Source organism: Maribacter forsetii DSM 18668 (genome assembly GCF_000744105.1).
Taxonomy (GTDB): Bacteria; Bacteroidota; Bacteroidia; order Flavobacteriales; family Flavobacteriaceae; genus Maribacter; species Maribacter forsetii.
Map to the genome: position 1 here is coordinate 1,715,395 of NZ_JQLH01000001.1, position 24,187 is coordinate 1,739,581.

At 37.4% G+C, this 24,187-nt stretch carries 13 protein-coding genes; 4 read left to right on the plus strand and 9 right to left on the minus strand.

The window, feature by feature from the left end; translation table 11 throughout:
- Positions 1 to 75 precede the first annotated feature (75 nt).
- The 8 genes from acs to nagB form a co-directional block, all read right to left on the minus strand.
- Positions 76 to 2,007: an acetate--CoA ligase gene (acs, locus tag P177_RS07315; RefSeq protein ID WP_262493310.1), complete on the minus strand. Its 1,932-nt coding sequence runs from the start codon at positions 2,005 to 2,007 to the stop codon at positions 76 to 78.
- Between the two features lie 47 nt (positions 2,008 to 2,054).
- Complete coding sequence (locus P177_RS07320) at positions 2,055 to 3,749, minus strand: sodium:solute symporter family protein (protein ID WP_036153460.1); 1,695 nt, start codon at positions 3,747 to 3,749, stop codon at positions 2,055 to 2,057.
- Positions 3,750 to 3,782: 33 nt separating this feature from the next.
- Positions 3,783 to 4,043, minus strand: coding sequence for a DUF4212 domain-containing protein (locus P177_RS07325; RefSeq protein WP_036157977.1), 261 nt, complete (start codon positions 4,041 to 4,043; stop codon positions 3,783 to 3,785).
- Between the two features lie 133 nt (positions 4,044 to 4,176).
- On the minus strand, positions 4,177 to 5,253 hold the full coding sequence (locus P177_RS07330; protein ID WP_036153462.1) for an anhydro-N-acetylmuramic acid kinase: 1,077 nt from the start codon (positions 5,251 to 5,253) through the stop codon (positions 4,177 to 4,179).
- 25 nt (positions 5,254 to 5,278) lie between these two features.
- Entirely contained in the window at positions 5,279 to 6,835 is a 1,557-nt protein-coding gene (locus P177_RS07335) for a glycoside hydrolase family 3 protein (protein ID WP_157486485.1), read from the minus strand.
- Complete coding sequence (locus tag P177_RS07340; RefSeq protein ID WP_157486486.1) at positions 6,828 to 8,102, minus strand: MFS transporter; 1,275 nt, start codon at positions 8,100 to 8,102, stop codon at positions 6,828 to 6,830. Before P177_RS07340 ends, P177_RS07335 begins: the two co-directional genes overlap by 8 nt.
- Before the next feature lies 1 nt (position 8,103).
- Positions 8,104 to 9,621 carry a glycoside hydrolase family 10 protein gene (locus P177_RS07345; RefSeq protein WP_036153466.1) on the minus strand — a complete coding sequence of 506 codons (1,518 nt, stop codon included), beginning with the start codon at positions 9,619 to 9,621 and terminating at the stop codon, positions 8,104 to 8,106.
- Between the two features lie 59 nt (positions 9,622 to 9,680).
- Entirely contained in the window at positions 9,681 to 11,609 is a 1,929-nt protein-coding gene (nagB, locus tag P177_RS07350) for a glucosamine-6-phosphate deaminase (protein ID WP_036153468.1), read from the minus strand.
- A 204-nt stretch (positions 11,610 to 11,813) separates the two neighbouring features.
- Between nagB and P177_RS07355 the strand changes: the two genes are divergently transcribed.
- Positions 11,814 to 12,563, plus strand: a complete 750-nt coding sequence (locus tag P177_RS07355; RefSeq protein WP_036153470.1) for a DeoR/GlpR family DNA-binding transcription regulator — start codon at positions 11,814 to 11,816, stop codon at positions 12,561 to 12,563.
- 4 nt (positions 12,564 to 12,567) lie between these two features.
- Positions 12,568 to 13,380 (plus strand): N-acetylmuramic acid 6-phosphate etherase, encoded by an 813-nt coding sequence (gene murQ, locus P177_RS07360; protein ID WP_036153473.1) that lies wholly within the window; start codon positions 12,568 to 12,570, stop codon positions 13,378 to 13,380.
- Positions 13,381 to 13,463: 83 nt separating this feature from the next.
- Here murQ and P177_RS07365 read toward each other — a convergent pair whose 3' ends face one another.
- Entirely contained in the window at positions 13,464 to 14,585 is a 1,122-nt protein-coding gene (locus P177_RS07365) for a PQQ-dependent sugar dehydrogenase (RefSeq protein ID WP_036153475.1), read from the minus strand.
- A gap of 127 nt (positions 14,586 to 14,712) precedes the next feature.
- Here P177_RS07365 and P177_RS07370 point away from each other — a divergent pair, with 127 nt between their 5' ends.
- Together P177_RS07370 and P177_RS07375 are read left to right on the plus strand one after the other, a co-directional pair.
- Positions 14,713 to 23,292, plus strand: coding sequence for a T9SS type B sorting domain-containing protein (locus P177_RS07370; protein WP_036153477.1), 8,580 nt, complete (start codon positions 14,713 to 14,715; stop codon positions 23,290 to 23,292).
- 177 nt (positions 23,293 to 23,469) lie between these two features.
- Complete coding sequence (locus tag P177_RS07375) at positions 23,470 to 24,183, plus strand: carboxylesterase family protein (protein ID WP_036153479.1); 714 nt, start codon at positions 23,470 to 23,472, stop codon at positions 24,181 to 24,183.
- Positions 24,184 to 24,187 lie beyond the last annotated feature (4 nt).

Here is a 24,187-nt window from a genome sequence, read left to right on the forward strand (position 1 = left end):
AAAAATCCATCAAACTCCAATTTATACGGGTTTGATGGATTTTAAATTAAACAGTGCTATAAATTGAATTCTTGATTACAGCGAATTATCCATGATTTCTTGAACAATTTCCGGATTTAGTAACGTACTGGTATCTCCTAAATTACTTGTATCATTACTCGCGATTTTACGTAATATTCTACGCATGATTTTACCGCTTCGCGTTTTAGGAAGTCCAGATACGAACTGAATTTTATCCAATTTTGCAATAGGACCAACAAGTTCGGTAATCTGTTGGTTGATTTCTTTTCTTAAGTTATCGCGATCTCTACTTTCACCTGTTTCTTTTAGAATAACATATCCGTAAAGAGCATTTCCTTTTACATCATGAGGGAAACCTACAATTGCGGATTCTGCCACTGCTGGGTGTTCGTTAATGGAATCTTCTATTGGTGCAGTACCTAAATTATGACCTGAAACTATGATGACATCATCTACACGACCAGTAATTCTGTAATATCCAACGGCATCTCTCAACGCGCCATCGCCTGTAAAATACATGTTTTCATATGCTGAAAAATAAGTGTCTCTGTAGCGGTCGTGGTTACCCCAAATAGTTCTGGCTATAGATGGCCATGGGAATTTTACACATAGCCTGCCTTCTACTTGATTACCTTTTACTTCTTTTGCGTTTTCGTCCATTAACGCTGGTTGTATACCAATAAATGGCAGCGTTGCATAAGTTGGAGTAGTAGGGGTTACGTAAGGTATAGGGGTGATCATAATACCACCGGTTTCTGTTTGCCACCACGTATCTACAATAGGGCTATTCTTTTTGCCAACATTATTATTGTACCAATGCCATGCTTCTTCATTGATAGGTTCGCCTACAGATCCTAAAACTTTAAGGCTGGATAAATCATGTTTTTCAACAAAATCCAAACTTTCTTTACCTAGCGCTCTAATAGCTGTTGGCGCGGTATAAAATTGATTTACTTTGTGTTTTTCAACAACTTCCCAAAAACGACCAAAATCCGGATAGGAGGGAACTCCTTCAAACATTAAAGTAGTTGCTCCATTTGCTAATGGTCCATAGACAATATACGAATGTCCGGTAATCCAACCGATATCCGCAGTGCACCAATACACATCATTTTCGGTATATTGAAATACGTTTTTAAAGGTGTAGGCTGTATATACCATGTAACCTGCGGTGGTATGCACCATTCCTTTTGGGGTTCCGGTAGAACCTGAAGTGTATAGTATAAATAACGGGTCTTCAGCATCCATAACCTCAGCTACACAATCTGCATAGGCTTCATCTAACAATGGTTGTAGCCATTTGTCCCTACCTTCTAACATATCAATTTTAGATTTGGTACGTTTTACGACCAGCACATTTGCAACTCCTGGACAACCTTCCAAAGCTTTATCAACAATGCCTTTTAGATCTATTGATTTGTTTCCTCTATAAGAACCATCTGATGTCAATACAACCTTACAGTCAGAATCATTGATACGCGTTGCTAATGCATGAGATGAAAACCCTGCAAATACTACTGAATGTATAGCCCCAATACGCGCACATGCTAAAAGTGCCACAGATAATTCAGGAATCATAGGTAGATAAATGCAAACACGATCACCTTTTTTGACCCCGTGGTCTAACAAAACATTTGCCATACGGCATACGCGTTCATGTAATTGCCTGTAGGTTATATGTTGTGCTTCTTCCTTTGGATTGTTAGGTTCAAAAATGATAGCTGTTTTATTTCCCCTTGTTGGTAAATGACGGTCTAAACAGTTTTCTGTTATATTCAGTTTAGCACCTTCAAACCATTTTATCTCTGGTTTTTTAAAATCCCAAGTCAATACATTGTCCCATCGTTTACGCCAAACAAAATGCTCTTCAGCAATTTCTTCCCAAAAAGCTTCAGGATTACGAACCGATTTTCGATAGACTTGATAATATTCCTCTAGATGTTTAATGTGATAATTACTCATGGTATGCGTTAATTTATTATACAAAGGTTGTTGAAGTCCTTTGGTTGTTGTTGAATGTTGATTTGTTTCTGTTAATGTCCCGTGGCTTCACCTGCGCCACTGGGTATTCTAATATTTTCTACAATTTCTTGCACATCTTTAGGTGGTTCTGGTGTAAATTGAAGAACAATAATGGCTACAATAAAGTTAGCAATCATAGCGATACTACCAAAGCCTTCAGGCGAAATACCAAACCACCAATCATCAGGTGTTCCGCCACCAAACCAGCCGAATTTAAACTTGGTCATATAGAATAACATAAGAACTATACCTACTACCATTCCACTAATGGCTCCTTCTTTATTCATTTTTTTATAAAATATACCTAGTACAATGGCAGGGAAGAATGATGCAGCTGCCAAACCAAATGCCAGTGCCACTACTGCGGCTACAAAACCTGGCGGATTAATACCAAAGTACCCTGCAATAACTACTGCTACCGTTGCGGCACCTCTTGCTACCCACAATTCTGCTTTGTCAGAAATATTCGGTTTAAACACTTTCTTTACTAAATCATGAGAAACCGATGCAGAAATCACTAATAATAAACCTGCTGCTGTTGAAAGTGCTGCTGCTAATCCTCCTGCTGCAACCAAAGCAATTACCCAGGCAGGTAGATCTGCAATTTCAGGATTTGCCAATACCATAATATCGTTATCAATGGTCAATTCATTTTTAGATGCATCTGCTACATACTGAATTTTACCATCCTCATTCTTATCATCGAAAGAAAGGAGTCCTGTTTCTTCCCAGTTTTTAAACCAAACCGGCATACTTGAGTATTCTTCATTACTTACCGTATTAATTAAATTGGTCTTTGCAAAAACAGAAACGGCAGGTGCCGTAGTGTATAGAATAGCGATTAACAGTAAAGCCAACCCGGCAGATTTTCTAGCGTCTTTTACTTTTTTAACGGTGAAGAACCTAACGATTACGTGTGGTAATCCTGCGGTACCGACCATTAAGGCTAAGGTGATGGCAAAAATATCGGTAACGGATTTAGAGCCATCGGTGTATTCGTTAAACCCTAGTTCTGTTGATAATCCATCTAACTTATCCAAAAGAAAAGTGCCAGAGCCATCATTAAGAGTTGCGCCCATGCCCAATTGCGGAATAGGGTTTCCGGTCATTTGAATCGATATGAAAATTGCGGGAACCATAAAGGCAAAAATCAAAACACAGTACTGTGCTACTTGTGTATAGGTAATACCTTTCATTCCTCCTAAAACGGCATAAAACAAAACGATAATCATACCAATGATAACACCTGTATTGATTTCTACTTGTAGAAACCTTGAGAATACTACCCCAACACCTCGCATTTGACCCGCAACATATGTGAAGGAAACAATCAATGCGCAGATTACTGCAACAATACGTGCAGTTTTTGAATAGTATCTATCACCTATAAAGTCTGGTACGGTGAATTTACCAAATTTTCTTAGGTATGGGGCTAGCAGTAATGCCAGTAGTACATAACCGCCTGTCCAACCCATAAGATATACGGAACCATCATAGCCGGCAAAGGATATTATTCCTGCCATAGAAATAAACGAAGCAGCAGACATCCAATCGGCTGCCGTTGCCATACCGTTAGCAAGTGGTGATACTCCGCCACCAGCAACATAAAAGTCCTTGGTAGATCCGGCTCTAGACCAGATTGCAATTCCGATATAGAGAGCGAAGGTGAGTCCTACTAAAATATACGTCCAAGTTTGAACACTCATAAGTTGGTTTTTTGGTGGTTAATGGTTGTGTTGTTATTCGTCGTATCCGTATTTCTTATCCAATTTGTTCATGAGTCTTACATAAACAAAAATCAGAATAACAAATACATAAATAGAACCTTGTTGTGCAAACCAAAAACCTAGTTTAAAACCACCAATTTTTATGGCATCTAAAGATTCTTTAAATAATATACCCGCACCAAAAGAAACGATAAACCAAATAGCTAATAAAATGAACAAGTACCTGACATTTTCTTTCCAATAAGCCGACGCTTTCTTTTGTTTATCTGACATGTCTATTTTGGTTTTAATGAAGTCCATTTCCTAAAGGTTGATTTAAGGAAACTTTAATTAAAAATTAGTGTGTTGCAGGGGTGAATATCTGCTTATTTGATTCTCGATTATCGAGTAAATTAGGTAAAAAACTTTAATTGGGTATGAACAATACTCCACTTGAAGAATCTTTTTTTGCTCCAGTTACCGATGAAAGTACATTTGTTAATTGCTCCACTCTCAATACACCCATTAATGCAAATACCAAAGCTTCTTTAAATTCAATGATTATTTTTTCTGGTACAACTACTTTTGTCTTTGCGCCTAATTTTTCTTGTAGTGTTTCTATTAAAAATGAATTGAGTGCGCCACCGCCTGTTACTAATAATTGTTGGTCTTTATTTATAAAATTTAATTGAATCTGTTGAGCCACTTTATCACATATATGATGAATGCTGGTGTGTAATAAATTTTCAATGGTACCATCTGTATCTTCAACAATGGGCACCACTTCTTCTAAAAACCACTCATAACCTATAGATTTTGGGTGTGGTAACAGATAATATTCAAGATTATTTAACCGCTCTAGCATTTCTGTATGTATAATCCCAGAACGTGCTAGATTTCCGCCTTCATCATATTCTAAATCAACCTTTCTGGTAATATAATTTAGAATCATATTTGCCAAACCAATGTCGTAGGCTATTCTCTTATCTTTTACTTCAAAAGAGATATTACTGATTCCTCCTAAATTTAGGCAAAATTCATATTCATTAAAAAACATACGGTCACCAATAGGCACCAATGGCGCTCCTTGTCCACCAAGTGCTAAATCATTTGTTCTAAAATCTGCTATGACCTTAATTCCTGTAGCATTTGCTAAATGTTGACCAGAACCTACTTGAAACGTAAGTCCCATTTCTGGTCGGTGATGTGTGGTATGACCGTGACTTGCTATGTAGTCTACATCTAATTTGTTCTCGTTTATGAATATTGAGGTTTGCTCACCTAGCCACGTACCGTATGTGTTATGTAATTCAATTAGTTTTTCTGCGGATAAACTAATAGCATTTTTTAAGGTGTTCAGCATTTCTGAAGAATACTTAACACTTTTAGTTTTTTTAATATCAAACTGCCATACATCATTTTTCTCCCAAATGTGACAATATGCTAAGTCAAGACCATCTAATGATGTGCCAGACATAAGACCGATGATTTTATATGTTTTCATTTGGTTGATTTTTTAATATAATGGATTAGCTCAATGATACCGGTAATTTCCCTTTTGCTTCAAGTTTGCCTAAAAAATGCTCAGTTGCCGCATCTTGAAACTCTTTAAAATTCTGATATGCGATTACCGTTGCGGTTGTTTTTTCGGTTTTCAAAAACTTCAATGCATACGGATTGCCGAAATGATACAATACAATATTTTTAGAGGCGATCAGTTCGTTTATGAAATAGATTTCTTCATCAAAGAACCCGAATTTATTCGTCGGTTTTATTTGTGGGGGAGTCAAAAGCAAAAGAATTTCAGTTTCGTTCTTAACTTCCTTTTTCATCTCTACAATGTTTTCTAAGATATCTTGTTTAGATTGGTCCGTCCCAAATCTTTTAATGGTTAATGTGCAGAAATTCGATTCTTTAAAATTTGCAATATCCTCGCTAGAACCATGATGCAGTGTAAGTGATTGTTCAGCTATTCTTCTATTTAGAGAAGAAGGGTCCGTTAATTTTATTTCTAAACTCTCTTCGATAATTGCCTTTTCTTTTAGCCTCCAAATACGCTCAATACTTTTATTTATTTGTTTTTCAGATGCATTTTGTAAGATGAATTGTATTCCTTCTTCAATATGTTCGGCAAAGCATAGTACGTCGTTACCGGCATTAAAGGAAAGCCATTCTAGTTCACCCTTTGTTGGATAATTTTTAGATACGGCATGCATATTTAAAGCATCGGATATTACAACACCGTCAAAACCCATTTCATTTCGTAATACTCCTGTTATAATATCTTTGTTTATGCTTGAAGGTAATTCTGGACTAGTGGTAAAAGCGGGGACGGATAAATGCCCTGCCATGACCGAATCTACACCTTTGTCAATTAATATTTGAAAAGGATACAATTCATTTTCAAGTAAATCTTTTTTCGATTTATCTATAACAGGTAAGCCCAAATGCGAATCTGTAGCGGTGTCCCCATGACCCGGAAAATGTTTAATGCTTGTAAGCACGTTTTCGCTTTGTGTTCCTTTTACATAAGCAGTCGCCATGGTAACTACATTGTGCTTGTTGTCACCAAAAGAACGATAACCAATAACAGGATTGTTAGGATTAACGTTGACATCAACTACGGGAGAAAGATTCCAATGAATACCCGCAGCTTTACAGTCTTTTGCTATCTGCTTACCAACTTCAAATACTAAATCTTTATTTTCTGTATTTGCCCCTAAGGTTATGGCATATGGATATTGAGGCGTATTTTCTATTCTCATTGCCAATCCCCATTCGGCATCAATAGAAATCAATAGGGGGTATGTTGCCGCTTTTTGATATCTCTTGATGAGGTTTCTTAAGGTGTCAAAGCTATTTTTATTGACAACTATTTTCTTCTTGCCTTCAAAATTGGTAGCCGCACTTGCCCTGGAGTGAAAAAAGCATAGACTGCCAACGTGGTGCTCAGAAATCAGTTTTTCTAATTTCTGAATTTCTTCTTCTGTATCATTAATAAAAGCTGCAGGCATAAAAAGCTGTCCCACTTTTTCAATCAAAGAGAGTTTTTCTATAGCTTCTTTTGTAGGTATCATATTATTCATTGGGAAGTGTTGTTTTTTTGCCGAAATCTGCCGGATAAGAAATGAATTTTAATAAGAATAATGCTGGCAAAGCAGCAATTACGACCCACACAAAGAAGCCATCATAGCCTAGCCATTGTTGAATATAGCCGCTTATCATACCCGGTAACATCATTCCTAATGCCATAAAGCCTGTGGCAATGGCATAATGAGATGTTTTAGACTTGCCATCTGCAATGTAAATGAGGTACATTAAAAAGGCGGCAAAACCGAATCCGTAACCGAACTTTTCAAAAATTACGGTTGCCGTTACGGCATAAATATTTGTTGTATTGGTGATTGCCAATACAGCATACAAAATGTTTGGTAGGTTTAATGAAAGCACCATTGGTAGCATCCACTTTTTTAATCCGTCCCTTGAAATTAAAATGCCTCCTAGAATACCTCCAATGGAAAGAAAAATAACTCCTGCTGTGCCAAAAATGGTTCCTAGCTGTTCTGTAGAATATCCTAGCCCTCCTTTATCAGGGGAATCCAGCAAAAAAGGAGATGTCATTTTTACCAATTGCGATTCTCCTAAACGATAGGTTAGAATAAAGGCTAAAGCAATGCCTATACCTGGTTTTTTAAAGAATGAAGCAAATACTTCTAAGAAACCTGCGGGTTTTTCTTTTTCTTCGTTGCTTTCAGATTCATATTTTGGAGTGACGAAAAAGTTGGCAATGGTCATAATGAGCATTAAAAAAGCTGCTGCCGACATGGTTACGCTCCAAGCTTTGGTATTGTCTCCATATTTATTTTCTAAAAATCCTGCTAACACAACTATCAACCCTTCGCCTGTTACCATGGCAAGACGATAGAAGGTACTTCTCATTCCAACAAAAAAAGATTGTTTCTTTTCGGTAAGACCTAACATGTAATATCCATCTGAAGCAATATCATTTGTTGCAGAAGCAAAAGCTGCCATCCAAAAACAGGCTAATGATGAAACGAAGAACATGTTGGTGGGTAGAGTGAGTCCAACACCTAACAAGGCGATGGCAATTAGGAGCTGCATGCTCAAAAACCATTTACGCTTGGTACTTTTTAAATCCACGAACGGACTCCATAATGGTTTTAATACCCAAGGTAAATAGAGAATACTGGTATATAGTCCAATATCTTCATTACTTACACCTAATTTCTTGTACATGATTACAGATACGGTAACCACCAATACATAAGGTAAGCCCTGCGTGAAGTATAACACGGGTACCCATGCCCAAGCTCCTTTGTCTTTTTGTACCATATTACTTATTAACTTGTTTTAAATTGAAAATTATAGGTGTAGTTTCTTTACCATATACGTCTATAAAACTAATGGCATTATATTTTTTTCTCAGTTGGTTAAGAGGAATACGTACAACATTGGAGGTGTTGTCAACATATATTTTGAATCGTAATTTCTTGATGTCATATGTTTCTTTGACCCGTATACCAGAGTTGTAAAACAAAGCAAACCGTATTTCTCTTAAATCATTGAATTCAAGAACAAGCTCTGAATCTGTTTTAGATGTAGCTATTAACTTAGGGTTTTTTGCAGAATGCTTATTTGATAAGGTAGAAACCGGATTCAATGCTGGCTTTTTGTAATATTTCTTATGCATATACTCAACTACATCATCATTATCTTTCATTAGGGATTTGGCGCTGAACATAATATTACCCTGTATTTGAGGAGTTTCGCGGGCGAGTTTTATTTGATTTGGAATTTCTTCAACCTCATCCCATGCTTTATCGCTGTTGTTTCTAATCTTATATGGACCATTGCCTATATAGAGGTTAGTATCGTAGTTGTTTTTTGACCACCAATCTAAAATTTTTCTGTGAGATGCTACGGGTAAATCCATACTCCAATAAACTTGTGGTGCTAGATAGTCTATCCAGCCTTTTTCCATCCAAAGTAAAGGGTCCGCGTATAGATCTTCGTAGGTGGTTTGCCCTGCTTTAGTGTCAGAACCTTTTGGGTCTGTGGAATTGTTTTTCCAAACACCGAACGGACTAATACCAAACTGCACCCATGGTTTTATGGATTTAATGGTTTCGTGAGATTGCTTTACTAATGAATCTATATTACTGCGTCGCCAATCATCAATATTTTGGTTTTTTTGAGCGTAGGTTTCAAATGCTAGGGAGTCATTAAAAACGGCATCTTTAATGGTATAAGGATAAAAATAATCATCAAAATGTATGGCATCTACATCATAGTTAGAAACCAATTCTGCAATAATGTTTGAAAAATGGTTGCGTACTTCTGGTAATCCAGGATTGTAGTAGTTCTTTTTACCGTAATGTACCATCCACTCAGGGTTGGTGCAATAGTCATGCGTTTCTGATAGTACTTCAAAATTCTCATCGAAAGTTGCTCTGTACGGGTTTAGCCATGCATGGAATTCCATACCACGCTGGTGGGCTTCATTGATCATCCACTCAAGAACATCTGTATTCCATTTTGGAGCTTTACCTTCTTCACCGGTCAAAAATCGGGAATAGGGTGCGTAATCAGATTTATAAAAAGCATCACCGGCAGCGCGTACTTGTACAATTACGGCATTGTAATTTTCCTTTTCATAAAAATTTAGAATTTTAAGGTAATCCGCTTTTTGTTTTTCTGCGGTGTCATTGCCATTTTTTGGCCAATCTATATTTACCACGGTAGCGATCCAAACCCCTCTGAACTCTCTCTTCGGATATTTTTCATAAGAATTAAAAATTCCGCACGAATGAAGCAGCAATAAAAGTACGAGTAGCGTTAGTTGTTTAGTCATAAATGTAAAAAAGACCCATTTTAAAACTAAAAATAGGTCTTTTAATTCAAATTTAGTTGTTAGTTAAATTTATGTCTTACAAAGGCTTCCATTGCTGCGTATGATGATAAGCCCATAGCTTTATATTTATTAGCGGTGTCGCGGTTCCTTTCTTCTGCACGCATCCAAAATTCTCTTGAGTCATCACCTTGAAACATTACTCCGTCTTTTTGGGATTGGTGGCAGAAAATAGCGTATCGTTTTTTCAATACTTGCCCCGGACTCATAGGTACCGCCATTTCAATTTCGTTGATGTCCCATTCATGCCAAGCCCCTCTGTATAACCATACCCAGCAATCTTTCATGAAATCTTCTGATTTTAGTTTTTCACATGCTGCAAAAACGGCATCTAAACATACTTTATGTGTGCCATGTGGATCAGCCAAATCGCCAGCGGCATATATTTGATGAGGTTTTATCTTTTTAATAATATCAACAACGATATCAATATCTACTTCAGATAAGTTTTTCTTTTTTATGGTGCCTGTCTCATAAAACGGCAAATCCAAGAAATGTACATTTTCATCTTGTAGCCCCATGTATCTAGTAGCGGCATAAGATTCCCCTCTTCGTATTTTACCTTTTAGATTTCTTACCTCAGGTGAATCTATACGGGTTTCATTCTTTTCCGAAATGGATTTAATTATGTTCTCTGCTTCATCTGACGGATTAATTTGCATTGCTATCTCGGCATATTTTCTCGCATCGGTATCAGAAACCGCAATATTGCCAGATGTTTGGTAAACGATATGTACTTCGTGACCTTGCTCCACTAATCTGTCAAATGTTCCTCCCATTGAAATGACATCGTCATCTGGGTGCGGACTAAATATAATCACACGTTTTTTTGCAGGAGTAGCTCTTTCTGGTCTATGTGTATCATCAGCATTTGGTTTACCACCTGGCCATCCGGTAATGGTATGCTGTAACTTATTGAACATTTCAATATTTAAATCGTAAGAATCATCTAAGGCCAAAAGATCGGCCATACCATTATCATTATAATCCTTATCGGTCAAGCTTAAAATGGTCTTGCCAGTATTTTCACAGAGCCAAACCATTGCTTTTGCTTTTAGCTCCTCTGTCCATTCGCAAGCATCGACTAACCAAGGGGTTTTGTTTCTTGTTAATTCACTTCCCGCACCAGTATCAAGAACAAAGGTGCAATTGTCATGTTCCTGTAAATAGGTTGCCGGTACGTGAGAAGAAATATCACCTTCAATGGTTTTTTTTATGATATTGGCTTTGTTCTGACCCCACCCTAGTAGTACAATTCGCTTTGCTTTTCTTACCGTAGAAATACCCATGGTAATGGCTTTTCTAGGTACATTATCAATGCCTAAAAATGAAGGAGCGGCATCAACGCGAGTAATATGGTCTAGCGTAATAACCCTTGTGCCCGAGTTAAAATGTGATCCTGGTTCATTGAATCCAATGTGCCCGGTTCTACCAATACCTAATAATTGAAAATCGAGTCCGCCATGTTCTTTTATTTTGCTTTCGTAACTTAAACAGTACGCTGTTGTTTCTTCATTACTTACAGTGCCGTCTGGAATATGAATATTTTTTTCAGGTATATCTACATGGTTGAAAAGATGTTCGTGCATAAAGTAGAAATAACTCTGTATGTTATTCGGCTCCATGGCTAAGTATTCATCTAAGTTGAAGGTAATCACATTTTTAAAGCTTAAACCTTCTTCTTTGTGCATACGAACTAATTCTTCGTAAACCCTAATTGGTGAAGAACCTGTAGCCAAACCTAAAACACAATTTCTTTTTTGCCCTTGTCTCTTTTTCATTAAAGCGGCAATTTCATGTGCTACTTGAATAGAGGCTTCGTTGGAATCTTGAAAAATTACATTGTGAATTTTTTCAAATCGTGTTTCTTCAAATTGACCAATGGGTTTGTGGGTGATGTCGATTTTGGAATCTTTTACGGCGTTTTTCATGGTAATATGGTAGATTTTTGGATTTTTAAATCATGCAAATATATGCGTTATTTTGATTCATTGCAGTTTTTTGCAATAAATTATGCTGTATTTTGCTGTTAATTAATCATTAAATTTGGTTTACATTGTATTAACGTCATAAAACGGCATGTGATAATAATCGCTATATTTGCCATATTCAACAGTAAAAATTTTGCTTTTTAAATGCTAAAAGAGGAACGCCAGCAGACCATTTTAAACGAGGTTGATCTGCATAATAGAATTCTAATTACAGACATTGCCGAGGCTTTAGATGTGTCTATTGACACTGTTAGAAGAGACGTAAAGGAGCTTGATGCCGAGAATAAATTGCGTAAGGTGCACGGTGGGGCAATATCTATGGGATATATGACCAATAGTGCCAGAAATACCAATATTTATAAGTTGGAAGATAAAGCGGTAATTGCAGCTAAAGCTGTAGGAATGTTGCGTGATGGAGCACTTATTTTTTTAGATGGTGGAACTACATGTATGGAGTTGGCCAGAATTATTCCAGAGAATTTAAACCTTACCTGTTTTACCATAAGCTTGCCTGTGGCTATGGAACTTTCGCATAAAGCTAATATAAATGTAATTTCTATTGGCGGGCAAATTTCTAAGGAAGCACAGATTGCTATTGGAGCAAATGCCATTCATCACATTTCAGAAATACGATTCGATTATAGTTTTATTGGTACCGGTTATGTTGATGCTACTTTTGGACTTACAGAATTCGATTGGGATATTGTTCAAATTAAAAAGGCTGTGATTAAAGCATCAAAGAAAACCGTGCTATTATCTATATCAGAAAAATTGAATTCTCAGCATAGGTATAAGACTTGCGATATCAATTCTATAAATACAATGGTTACAGAGTTATCTCCAGATGATCTATTATTAAAAGCATTTAGAAATCACGATATTAAAATTATATAGTTACATGGATTATAAAAAAATAACCGAAACCCCATCAAATCACGACAATTTAGAGTTGATGGATACCACTACTATTCTTCAAAAAATGAATGAGGAGGATAAAAAAGTGGCTGATGCAGTAGAAAAGACAATTCCGCAAGTGACTAAACTAGTTGATGCCTTGGCAGAACGTTTCAACAAAGGAGGAAGGTTGTTTTATATTGGTGCGGGTACTAGTGGTAGATTAGGAATTTTGGATGCTTCTGAAATTCCACCAACATTTGGTATGCCACATGAACGTGTAGTCGGTTTAATTGCTGGTGGGGATACCGCTATTAGAAAAGCGGTTGAAAATGCCGAAGATGCAACTAAGCAAGCGTGGTTAGATTTAAAGAAACATGATATTAATGATACTGATGTAGTAGTGGGTATTGCTGCATCTGGCAGTACGCCTTATGTTATTGGTGGTTTGGAAGATGCTAAGAAAAACGGAATTCTTACTGCAGCAATAACTAATAACCCTGGTGCACCAATAGCAAGAATTGCAGATATTCCTATTGAAATTAATGTGGGGCCAGAATTCCTAACAGGTAGTACAAGAATGAAAAGTGGAACTTCTCAAAAATTGGTTTTGAACATGATATCTACTGCCTTAATGATAAAAATTGGTAGAGTAAAAGGTAATAAGATGGTGAATATGCAATTAAGCAACGATAAATTGGTTGATCGCGGTACGCGCTATATAATGGAAGGGCTGAATATTGAATATGCAGCTGCAGAAGCGTTGCTTAAAAAACATGGTTCCGTAAAGCTGGCTATAGATGCCGGTAGGGGATAAGTAAGGATATTATAAAAATAGCAAAAGGTCTGTAAAGGTTGAATGAAGTTACCGGCCTTTTTTTTAATGTTTGAAGTTGTTTTCTACTTTTTCGGTATCAACTTATAGATACCTTTGCCTTCAATGGCTACATAGATATAGCCATCAGGTCCTTCCTTTACGGCTCTTACTCTACCTAATCCGTCCATTAATTTTTCTCTTGCAGTTACTTTGCTTCCGTCTAAGACCAATCGTTCCAAATATTGAAAAGCTAAGGAACCTACTAAAAGACTGCCCTTCCAGTTTTTATATTTATCAGATGTTACGTAAGCCATTCCGCTAGGCGCAATAGAAGGTACCCAATAATGAATGGGCTGTTCCATGTCTTTCATTTCTGTTTTATCGGTTATAGGTGTTCCGCCATAATTTATACCATAGGTTACTAATGGCCATCCGTAGTTAGCGCCTTTTTTGATAATGTTAATTTCATCACCACCTCTGGGTCCGTGTTCATTATCCCATATTTCACCTGTGACAGGGTGCTTTATCAACCCTTGTGGATTTCGGTGTCCGTAACTGTAAATTGCAGTCTTCGCACCTTTTTCGTTTATAAATGGATTGTCTTTCGGAATACGCCCATCGTCGTGTAAACGATAGATTTTCCCACCATCTCTTTTTATGTCTTGTGGATTAATATCTCTTTCCCCACGTTCACCAATTGAAAAGTATAGATATCCTTCATTATCAAAAGCAATTCTAGATCCAAAATGTTGCCCTTTGGTAGTATTGGGTGTTGCCTTGTAAAGTACTTGTTTTTCTGTCAAAGAACTATTCTTCAATTTTGCTCTCATAATTGCCGTATGACCGCCCTTTTCATTCCCATCTGTTGATGCATATGTGAGGTATATCCACCCATTTTCTGTGTACTTAGGATGAAGGGCTATATCCAACAATCCACCTTGACCTCTATTGTATACCTTAGGAACATTGCTAATAATCGTTTTTTTGCCATTTTCAAAATGAATCAATTTTCCTTCTTTTTCAGTGATTAAAATACTTTTGTCAGGAAGGAAGGTGAAGCCCCATGGAATCTGTACCTGATCGACGAATAGCTTAGCTGTAAAAACAGACTCTTTTGGGGTAGTTGCCTTGTTGTCAATGTTTTGTGCGCAAGAAAAATTTAACGTTACAACGAATAAAAGGTTGAGGATAATACTATTTTTCATATACAGGCGTTAGAAATATATTAGAGAACACATGATTATTTAATAAGACAAAATATAAGTAAAAAATTACACCAAAGAGCTAATTAGATCCCAAATCGACTTTGTTCTTAAAAACGAATCTTAACCTATGCTTCCAAAACAACAGCGGTATGCGCTGTATGTACTACTTCTGATTGTTCTTTCAGTAATTGGTACTACGGCTCTAGCCAACTCTAAAGTAACTACTTTATACGAAGAGGTGGCTCATGTAATCGAAAAAGCTGTTTCGGTTTCTACCACAAGTCAACCCATTTTAGAAAAGAAAGTTTCACCTAAGTCTAATTTAGCGGCTCCGGCAATGTTCAATACACTTATTGTAGGTGCAGATGCTACTGAAACGTGTAACGATAATGGATTTACCATTGCTCGTTTTAATTTATGTGGCGATTATGATGATCGTATAATAAGTTTATCAGGAGGTCCATATACTAATGTGTCTTGGCAAGTATTGGGAGGTTCTTGCTCATCTGATGTTAATACTGAATGCCCTAACACCACCGCTTCATGTTATTCAAATGTTGTAACTGGACAACAAACCTTTACTCTAGATGCGAGCTCAGTATCGGCTACTTCTGGAGCAGAGTATAGGGTTTTAGTCGACGGACAACCTTATTACTTTAAGGTTAAAAAAAGTACTATTACCCAAACGTATGTAAAACAAGACTATATATGTGGCGTTGACGGTAGAATTCAAATTACCAACTTATCAAGTGCTTATGAATTTGCTATTGATAGCGGTAGCGGATTTGGTGCTTGGCAAGGTGCTATATTTTCTAACCTTTTACCAGGGACATATAATGTTAAGGCAAGATTAAGAAATACTGCGAATACATGTGAGTACCCTTACGAGCCTATTGTTATAGAGGAAAAAGAGATAGAAATTGCAGCGACTTTTACAGATGCGTTATGTAGTGGAGATACGGGTACTATTACTGTAACTGCTTCTAATGTACCAGGTCCTTATAAATATACTTTACTAAATTCTAGTGGTGTTGCCCAAGAGTTTACTGCTTTTGTTTCTACAAACCCTTACACGTTTTCAGCTGTAGGTTTTGGTACATATACGGTACAAGTAGAAACACAACAATGTACAGGAGATCCATTAAATGGTATTGACCCTCCACGACAAAGTGTCGATACTAGCGGAAATCCACTGACAATCGGTGCCGGAGCTTCTGCTCTAGATGCCTCTACTGAGGTTAATAGTAGTTTTGGTTGTTCCAATATTTCTAGCGTTGATATTACTTTAAATACTTCAGGTGGTTCTGCACCTTATACATTTACTGTAAATGGTGGCCCTGTGCAACCTTCATTTGGTGATGCGGCAACAGATTCAGGTACTACCACATATACAGTAACCTCTGCAGGAACGTATGATTTTGTTATTACAGATAGTAACGGTTGTATTATTAATGCGTCTTCAGATGTTGAAGATTTGCTTCCGCCAGATGTAACAGTGTCGGGCGTCGATGGTACTTGTAGTAATGGTGGGGCAAAATTAGAATTTACTATCAATAATGGTAGAGGTTATAATATATCTTACAGAGAAAGTGCATCTGAACCTTGGGTAAGTACTCCGCAGATTTCAGTTGCGGCAGGTACATATAACGATATAGAAGTAAGATACCAACAAGGTGGGTTCGAATGTACTTTAGCGCTGCCTTCAGTAACAGTAGACACGGTTGGTTCATTAACGGGATCTGCCACTAAAGTTGCTGATGTTACATGTTCTGGTTCTGGAGCTATAGGTGGGCAAATTGATTTTGTAGGTCCGTTTTCTGGTGGTTCTGGTAGTGGTTATGAATTTAGTATAGATGGTGTAAACTTTTCTACGATAGCATCATATACAGATTTGGCTACAGGAACTTATACGCCTATTATTCGTGATGCAGGTGGATGTCGCTTAGAGTTGACAGCTATAGATATTTTAGATGTTGACCCTCCTACAGATTTAGATTTTGCCCAAAGTAATACTAGTTGTGCGGCTGGTACAACAGATGTTCAGTTGACACCAACAAGTAACGCTGCAATCAATAGATATGAAATTATTAGTCCGGCTTATGTTGATAACGGTACTAATGATACATTCGTTGGGTTATTAACTTCTCAGGCATATATTTTTCAAATTACAGATGTAAATGGCTGTTCTTATACCGAAGGTTTTAGACCTGTAGAAATCAGTTCAATTCGTGTACGTGTAAAATCGGGAGGTGATCTTAGAGTTTGTAATGGCGCAACGGATGGTACGGGAACGTTTATCATTGACGGATTCGCGAATAATTATACATATGATATTAACGGAGGATTATTCTCTGGTGGACCTCAAAGTAATAGTGAAGTTGATTTGCCTTTATCTGGAGCGGGGACATATACTATTACTGTTACCGATGCCGATACAGGGTGTACAGATACCATTTCTTTTGACATCGACGAAGCTCCGGTTTTAGATTTGTCAACAAGTACGGTAACCGATATGAGTTGTGCAAATGGCAATTTAGGTGCAGTAAGAGCAAACGCAATTGGTGGATGGGGTACGTATAGATATACCTTAACGCCACCAATAGGACCACAAGTTGGTCCAAAATCTGGAAGAACCTTTAGTAATCTTTCCGCAGCGGGAACATACATTTTATCTGTTGAAGATGCTGAAGGTTGTACAGATACTTTTACATTCGATTTAAACCCAATCGATGCACCAAGTATAGCATTAGATGGTCCATCTTCAGATTTCTGTTTTGTAGCAGGTACTGGAGCAACTGTGGTAGTGACATCTACTGCTGGTACCGCAGCTATTGGAACGCATCATTATAGAATTAACGGAGGTGCCCTTCAACCAGGTGCAACTTTCGCAGGACTTTCTCCAGGTAATTATACCATTGAAGTTGTTGATGGAAACGATTGTTCAGATAGTCTTCCAATTACTATTGCTCCTCAATTAAGAGTGAATACAAGTATTGAAGCTGAAATACCTTGTGGCGGAGCTGATGGTACTATTAGAGTAAGTGTTAACGGTGGTTACACTTCTGGTGCTGGTGCAAAACAGTATGAAGTTAGTTCTGATGGTGGAGCTACTTTTGGAGCTGCAATTCCACTTACTGCAGATACTTTTGATTATGATACAAATGTGCCTGGAGATTATGTTTTCAGAATTACAGATAATAATACGACAAGTAGTGGTTGTGTAGCAGAATCTGTTTCTATAACATTAAATCCGCCTCAGAATATTGCAGCGGCTGCTTACACGACAAGACCGGTTAGCTGTAGTTCTACAAATAACGGCGCAGTAACAATTATACCAGATGCTACTAGCGGTGTACCACCATATGAAGTTAATTTCAATGGAATGGGATGGGCATCAGAAACGGTATACTCGAACTTAACGGTAGGTACGTATTCTTACTTGGTTAGAGATGCTAGAGGTTGTGAAACTCCAGTTGATACTTTTGATATTGTATTAGATAATACGCCTCCACCTGCTACATTAGTTTCTGAAATTCAGGCAGTATGTAGTGGTAGTGGTCCAGTTAGCGGTGGTATCAGTATTGACACTGTTGCTGATGGTTATCCAAATTTCGATTTTATTGTAGAAGATAATACAGGGGTGGAAATTGCGAGAATGGAAGATGTTGATCCTTCTACTTTACCCGTGCAAATTATAGATCCACTTTTAGTAACAGGAGATTACACAGTGATTACAATTGATGCTCATGGTTGTACCGATATTGATACGGTGACCATTACTTCTAATGAAGTAGTGATTACACCTATACCGCCAACTGCACCCGCAGATTGTGATGATACGGCATTTACTTATGCGGTAAGCGTAAGTGGAGGTTCTGGTTCATATGAAATTAGATTATTAGATCAGCCTAGTTTTTACGCATTAAACAATACACCGGCTGTAAATGACCATACGTTTAGCAATACTACTGATGGTATTCAGTATGGAGTAGCGTATACCGTAGTCGTATTAGATACTGGTACTGGTTGTACCTACGAACAAGAAATTCCGCCTGTAGATGCGCCATCAACATTAAATGTTTCAGCAGATTCTACACCTGGAGCGTGTGATTTAAATAGAAATGGAGAAATAGCTTATGAGATTACTGGGTATACTGTAGGTGATGTATTAAGAATCGTGTTGATTAATAATGAAGATGGTTCAGAGACGGAGTTGGAACCTTCGGTAGCAACTACAGCTTTACAGTATAATGGTACGTACCCTGAATTACCTGGAAACTACCAGATATTGGTTGAAAATTTAACCGATACATGTACAGATGCCGCTCCGGTTACAATACTTCAGAATTTACCTGATATTGATATCTTACAGGAAGTTCCTGCAAATTGTAACGCTTTTGGTCAAGTTACCGTTCAGGGTAGAGGTGGTTCAGGTGGTCCGTATGAATTTGCTTTTATGGATGCAGGTGTAGCACCATCAGGTTGGACTACAGATACCACATTCTCGGCAGCTGATGGCACTTATGATGTTTATGTAAGAGATGCAAGTGGATGTACTTCTTTTGATATCGCAACGATTATTTCTTTAGATCCAGACTTGCCTGTTCCAGTTTTTACGATTGTAAATCAATGTGACCCTTTATCTACATCTTTTGATATTACCGTTTCAGTCCCCAGTTCTGTGAATACTCCAAGATTTACTTTAGGAGGTGATGAACAATTACCAATAGATGATGGTACAAATTGGATTTATACTTACACTGTGAGTAGCCCAGGTGATTATGTGGTAGATGTTGTGGATGCTAATGGTTGTACAAGTGTTGGTACGGCTACTGTTTATGATTTCTTGTCCGCAACGGGCGACTTTACTACAGATAGTACTTGTAATGATGCAGATGGTGAAATTACAATAACTACAAATGGTGGTAGTGGAGATTTTGATTATGAATTAACGGGAACAGATTATAACTCAAATGCTATAGGAACTATTTCGCAAACTAACGATCCTGTTTTTACGGGACTTACTCCAGGTGCATATGAGGTTAGAATTGTTGATAATATCATGTTTGATGGTTCTAATTACTGTGAAACAACGGTTACAAACATCATTCTAAATCAAGCTGCACAACCAGTTATCGTTTCACAAGAAGCAATTGATATTAGTTGTAGAGATGAAAACGATGGTACAATAGAAGTAGTTGTTGGTCCTGCTAATGCAGCAGTCCCATTTACATCTCAAGATACTCCTATAACATACATTTTAAATGATGTAACTTCAGGAACTACTGAAGTTACTAGAAATAATACGGGTGCCTTTTCAGGGTTGACTGCTGGTGATTATCAAGTACAGGTGGTAACGGCACGTAACTGCGAGGTGCTATCTGCTGTGCATACCATTATAAATCCTGATGTATTTAGTATTTCTGCTAGTGCTGCTGATTTTGCTTGTGAGCCAGGGGCAAATAGATATAGTTCAACAATTATTACAGTGACCGTCGATGATGCAGGTACGGTTGGTTCAGGATATCAATATAGCATCACTGGTTTTGAAAACTATCAAACAGGTAATACGTTTGAAATTATTGATAACGGTAGTGCTCAAAACATCACTGTTTATGCAATAGATGGTAATGGTTGTCAGACTACATTTGACGTTCCTACTATTAATCCTCCTACAGATGTTGTTCCAACAATTATTGAGGTAGATATTTTAAATTGTAGAGATGATGAGCGTGTACGTATAGAGGTAGCTGGTACAACAGATTTTACGGTAAATACGGTTTCAGTTATCGCGGTTCCTTCTGTAACGAATACTTCTGGTAATAACTATGTAGATGTTTATTTACCTGCTGTTGGAGATTATTTGTTCGAGATTGTAGATAATACAGTAGGTTGTACTTACCCAATGCCTGTGCATACGGTTAATACGCCAATTGCACCAACGGTATTAATTAGCGAGGCCAAATCGGTTAGTTGTGCGGTACCTGGAAATGATGGAGCCTTATTTATTTCGGTTAGTGATTATGTAGGGGTATTTGATTACATCGTTTATGAGGCTACTGATGATGCTAGAACAACACCGTTGGCTTCGGGAACTTTTGACACCAATAATTTCCCTGATGTAAATGGCGATGAAGCTAGAATAGATAATTTGCCTGGTGGTAACTTAATTGTTGATGTAGTTTCTATTGGTAATCCGTATTGTGCCGGAATTAGTAATGTGACGAACATTAGAACTCCGAATGGAGAACTTCAAGTAACTGCAGAATCTATAGGTAATGTAAGTTGTACGAACGATACAGGTGAGATAATTGCTACCGGTACCGGTGGGTGGGATACTACTCCGTATGAGTACAGATTATTAATGAGTACAGATGGTGGTGCTACGTATACTACTGAAATTGCTGCATTCTCAAATAATAATGAATTTACAGGTTTGTCTTTCGGATTCTATGAAGTAGAAATTACGGATGTTGAAGGTTGTACAAATACGGTAGAAATAGAATTAGAAGAAGTACCACAAATTATCGCCGGTATTAGAGAGCCACAAACACTAGATTGCCCTAATGGTAACAATGCTGTTCTTGAAGCTTATGATATCACTTCTGGTGATGCTATTACTGCTACACCTGGTGCAAGCGGCGGTTTCCCTGGTGCTGGTTACAATTACACATTATTATATTTAAGTGGTGATGATAACACAGCTATTGTATCTGAAAGTGGATTGCAAAATACACCAACTTTCATTGGCGATAGTGGAGGTTATATTAGCGCTGGTTGGTATGCAATAGAAGTATCTTCTAGTTTTGGGTGTTCATTCGTAACAGATGCTTACTACGTTGATCCACCACCACCAATTCAACCATTATTGGTACAGACAAGAGTGCCTGGTTGTGGTGGAGATGGTGAAATGAGAATGACGGTAGAGAATCCTGATCCTTTATTTACCTATGAATATTTAAGAGTTGAAAACGGGGTTGCTATTGGTGCTTATCAGCCTATGACGAGCAATTCTGTAACTATTACAGGAGTTCAGGGTATTACATATCAATTTGATGTAAGAAAAGTAAATGGATCCGGTGCTTGTCCGGCAATTCGTTCTAATGGTATTACAATGACCGATGCTACGGGTATTACTTTACTTCCAAATTTACCGGATGATATTTCTTGTGCATCTGAGTTAGATGGTAGAATAGAGTCATTTGTTAACGGCGGTGTAGGTGCAGATTTATTTTACCTGTATGAAGGTGATCCTGTAGATGCTTTTAATCCTGCTGCAACAGCAACGGTAATTAGGGGTCCTCAAGATAACGGAACGTTTGAGGGACTTCCTGAAGGCACAGAATATTATATAGCTGTAACTAGTGGAGCTACTTGTATGGATATTGCTGGTCCGTTTGAAATAGTTAGACCTGATCCTATAATATTTGATGCCGTTCCTACAGATGTTAGTTGTAATGGAGAAGAAGATGGTACCATTACAGTTTCTGTAAGTGCTGGTGGTGAAGGTTTGATTCAATTTGCTATTGCCCCTAACTTTAATGAATTCTTTAGTGATTCTGATAATCCTGGTTCGTATACTTTTGATGAACTTGCGGCCGGTACTTATGAAATCTTAATTAAAGATGACAACGGTTGTTTTGAAAAGGATTTCATTACAGTTGAAGAGCCCGATCAAATTGAAGCAATCAATATAGAGACTACAGATGAGTTGTGTATTGGTGCTAATAATGGAACAGTAGTTTTTGATATCATAGGTGGTACTCCATTTGATGATGTTTTAATTAATCCTACTCCATTTTATGAGTATAAAATAGAAATGGTTGATCCGGTTGATGAAACTGGTACAGCAGTATTTGCACCTTATAACGGAGAAATAATAGAAGATTTACAAGGTGGTGCCTCATATATTATTTACATACAAGATTCCAATTTTTGTACTGCTTCAGAATTGTTTACTATTGATATTGGGGTAGATTTAACTGCAGAACCTCAAATTCAATATGGTTGTGAAGGTATATTCCCAACGAGTACATCAACTGTTCAATTGGCTAATACTAATTTATTGCCTGAGCTAATGTTTGCTCTAGATCCAATAGACCCTACAGATGCTATTACTGCAAATGCAAATGATGAGTATGTTTGGGGAGATTTACCGGCAGGGGACCATATAGTATATATATATCATGAAAATGGTTGTACCAATTTTGTTGAGTTTAGCATTGACGGGTATGAGCCATTGAGCTTGGTAGTTGATAAAACTGGACCTAATGAAGTTCAAGCTGCTGCTGCTGGTGGTTACGGTGAATATGAATTCTTCTTTAACGGACAATCATTTGGTGAAGAGACCGTATTTACCACAAATGAAAGCGGAATAGTAAATGTTCGTGTAAGAGATGCAAGAGGTTGTGAACTAGAATTAAGTGTACCGTTTGAATTTACGGGAATGCTGGAATTCCCTAATTTCTTTACTCCTGATGGAGATAATCTTAATGATATTTGGTCACCAAAGAATAGAGATCTTTTTGACGGAGTTGAGGTTAGAATATATGACCGTTATGGTAGAGTAGTGGCTGTATTAGATGAGGTTAGCGGTTGGGACGGTACCTATGAAGGTAAAGAAGTACCAACAGGAGATTACTGGTACGTAGTAAATGCCAATAGCGATGAGCTTAAGTATGTAGGTCACTTTACTTTATACAGATAAACAAAAGAGAGAACATGGTTTTAAAAAGAGGATGTATTTTGCATCCTCTTTTTTATTTAATTAAGTTTTTTAAAACTTCATCGTCTAACTTTTTAAATCTGAATGAACCTAAAACTACAATAACTATAAAAGAACTTGTTTTTAGGGTACATTTGATGAATAATTTAGATTTTACAGATGAGGGCAATTGTATATATTATTTTATTGGTTATTTTTCAAAGTTGTGCATCTCAGGCAAAGCCTATTCTAATAGATTCGGCAATGGAAACGAATGTAAAAGAAAATTTAGCCTATTATCTTTATTATCCAGAAGACTATGAAGAAGAGCCTGAGAAAGATTTTCCTATTCTTTTATTTTTACATGGTGGTGGTGAATCGGGCGATAGTTTGGTTACCGTGAAGAGGAATGGCCCTCCAAAATTGATAGTTCAAGGCAAAAAGTTTCCATTTTTAATACTGGCACCTCAAAATCCGAATGCTAAAAAATGGTGGAATACGAGAGCTGTTAAGCAGTTGCTGGATTCAATTGTAGATAATAATAGAATAGATAAAAAGCGAATTTATTTAACAGGATTGAGTAGAGGAGGAGGGGCTGCATGGGAGCTGGCAGTGCAATACCCGGATACTTTTGCAGCCATGGCTGTGGTTTGTGGTATGGCACCATTACCTTATGCTTCATGGATTAATCGCGAAATGCCGATTTGGGTTTTTCATGGAGAGAAAGATAAGTCCATTCCCTTTTCCGAATCTGAAAATATGGTCGCCAAATTAAAGGAAATGGGCTATGAGGTCATTTTCACAAGATACCCTAACGTAGGTCACAACGCATGGATAAAAGCGTATGAAACCGAAGCTTTGTATGATTGGTTTATAAATCAGGAGTTGAAGTGATGAC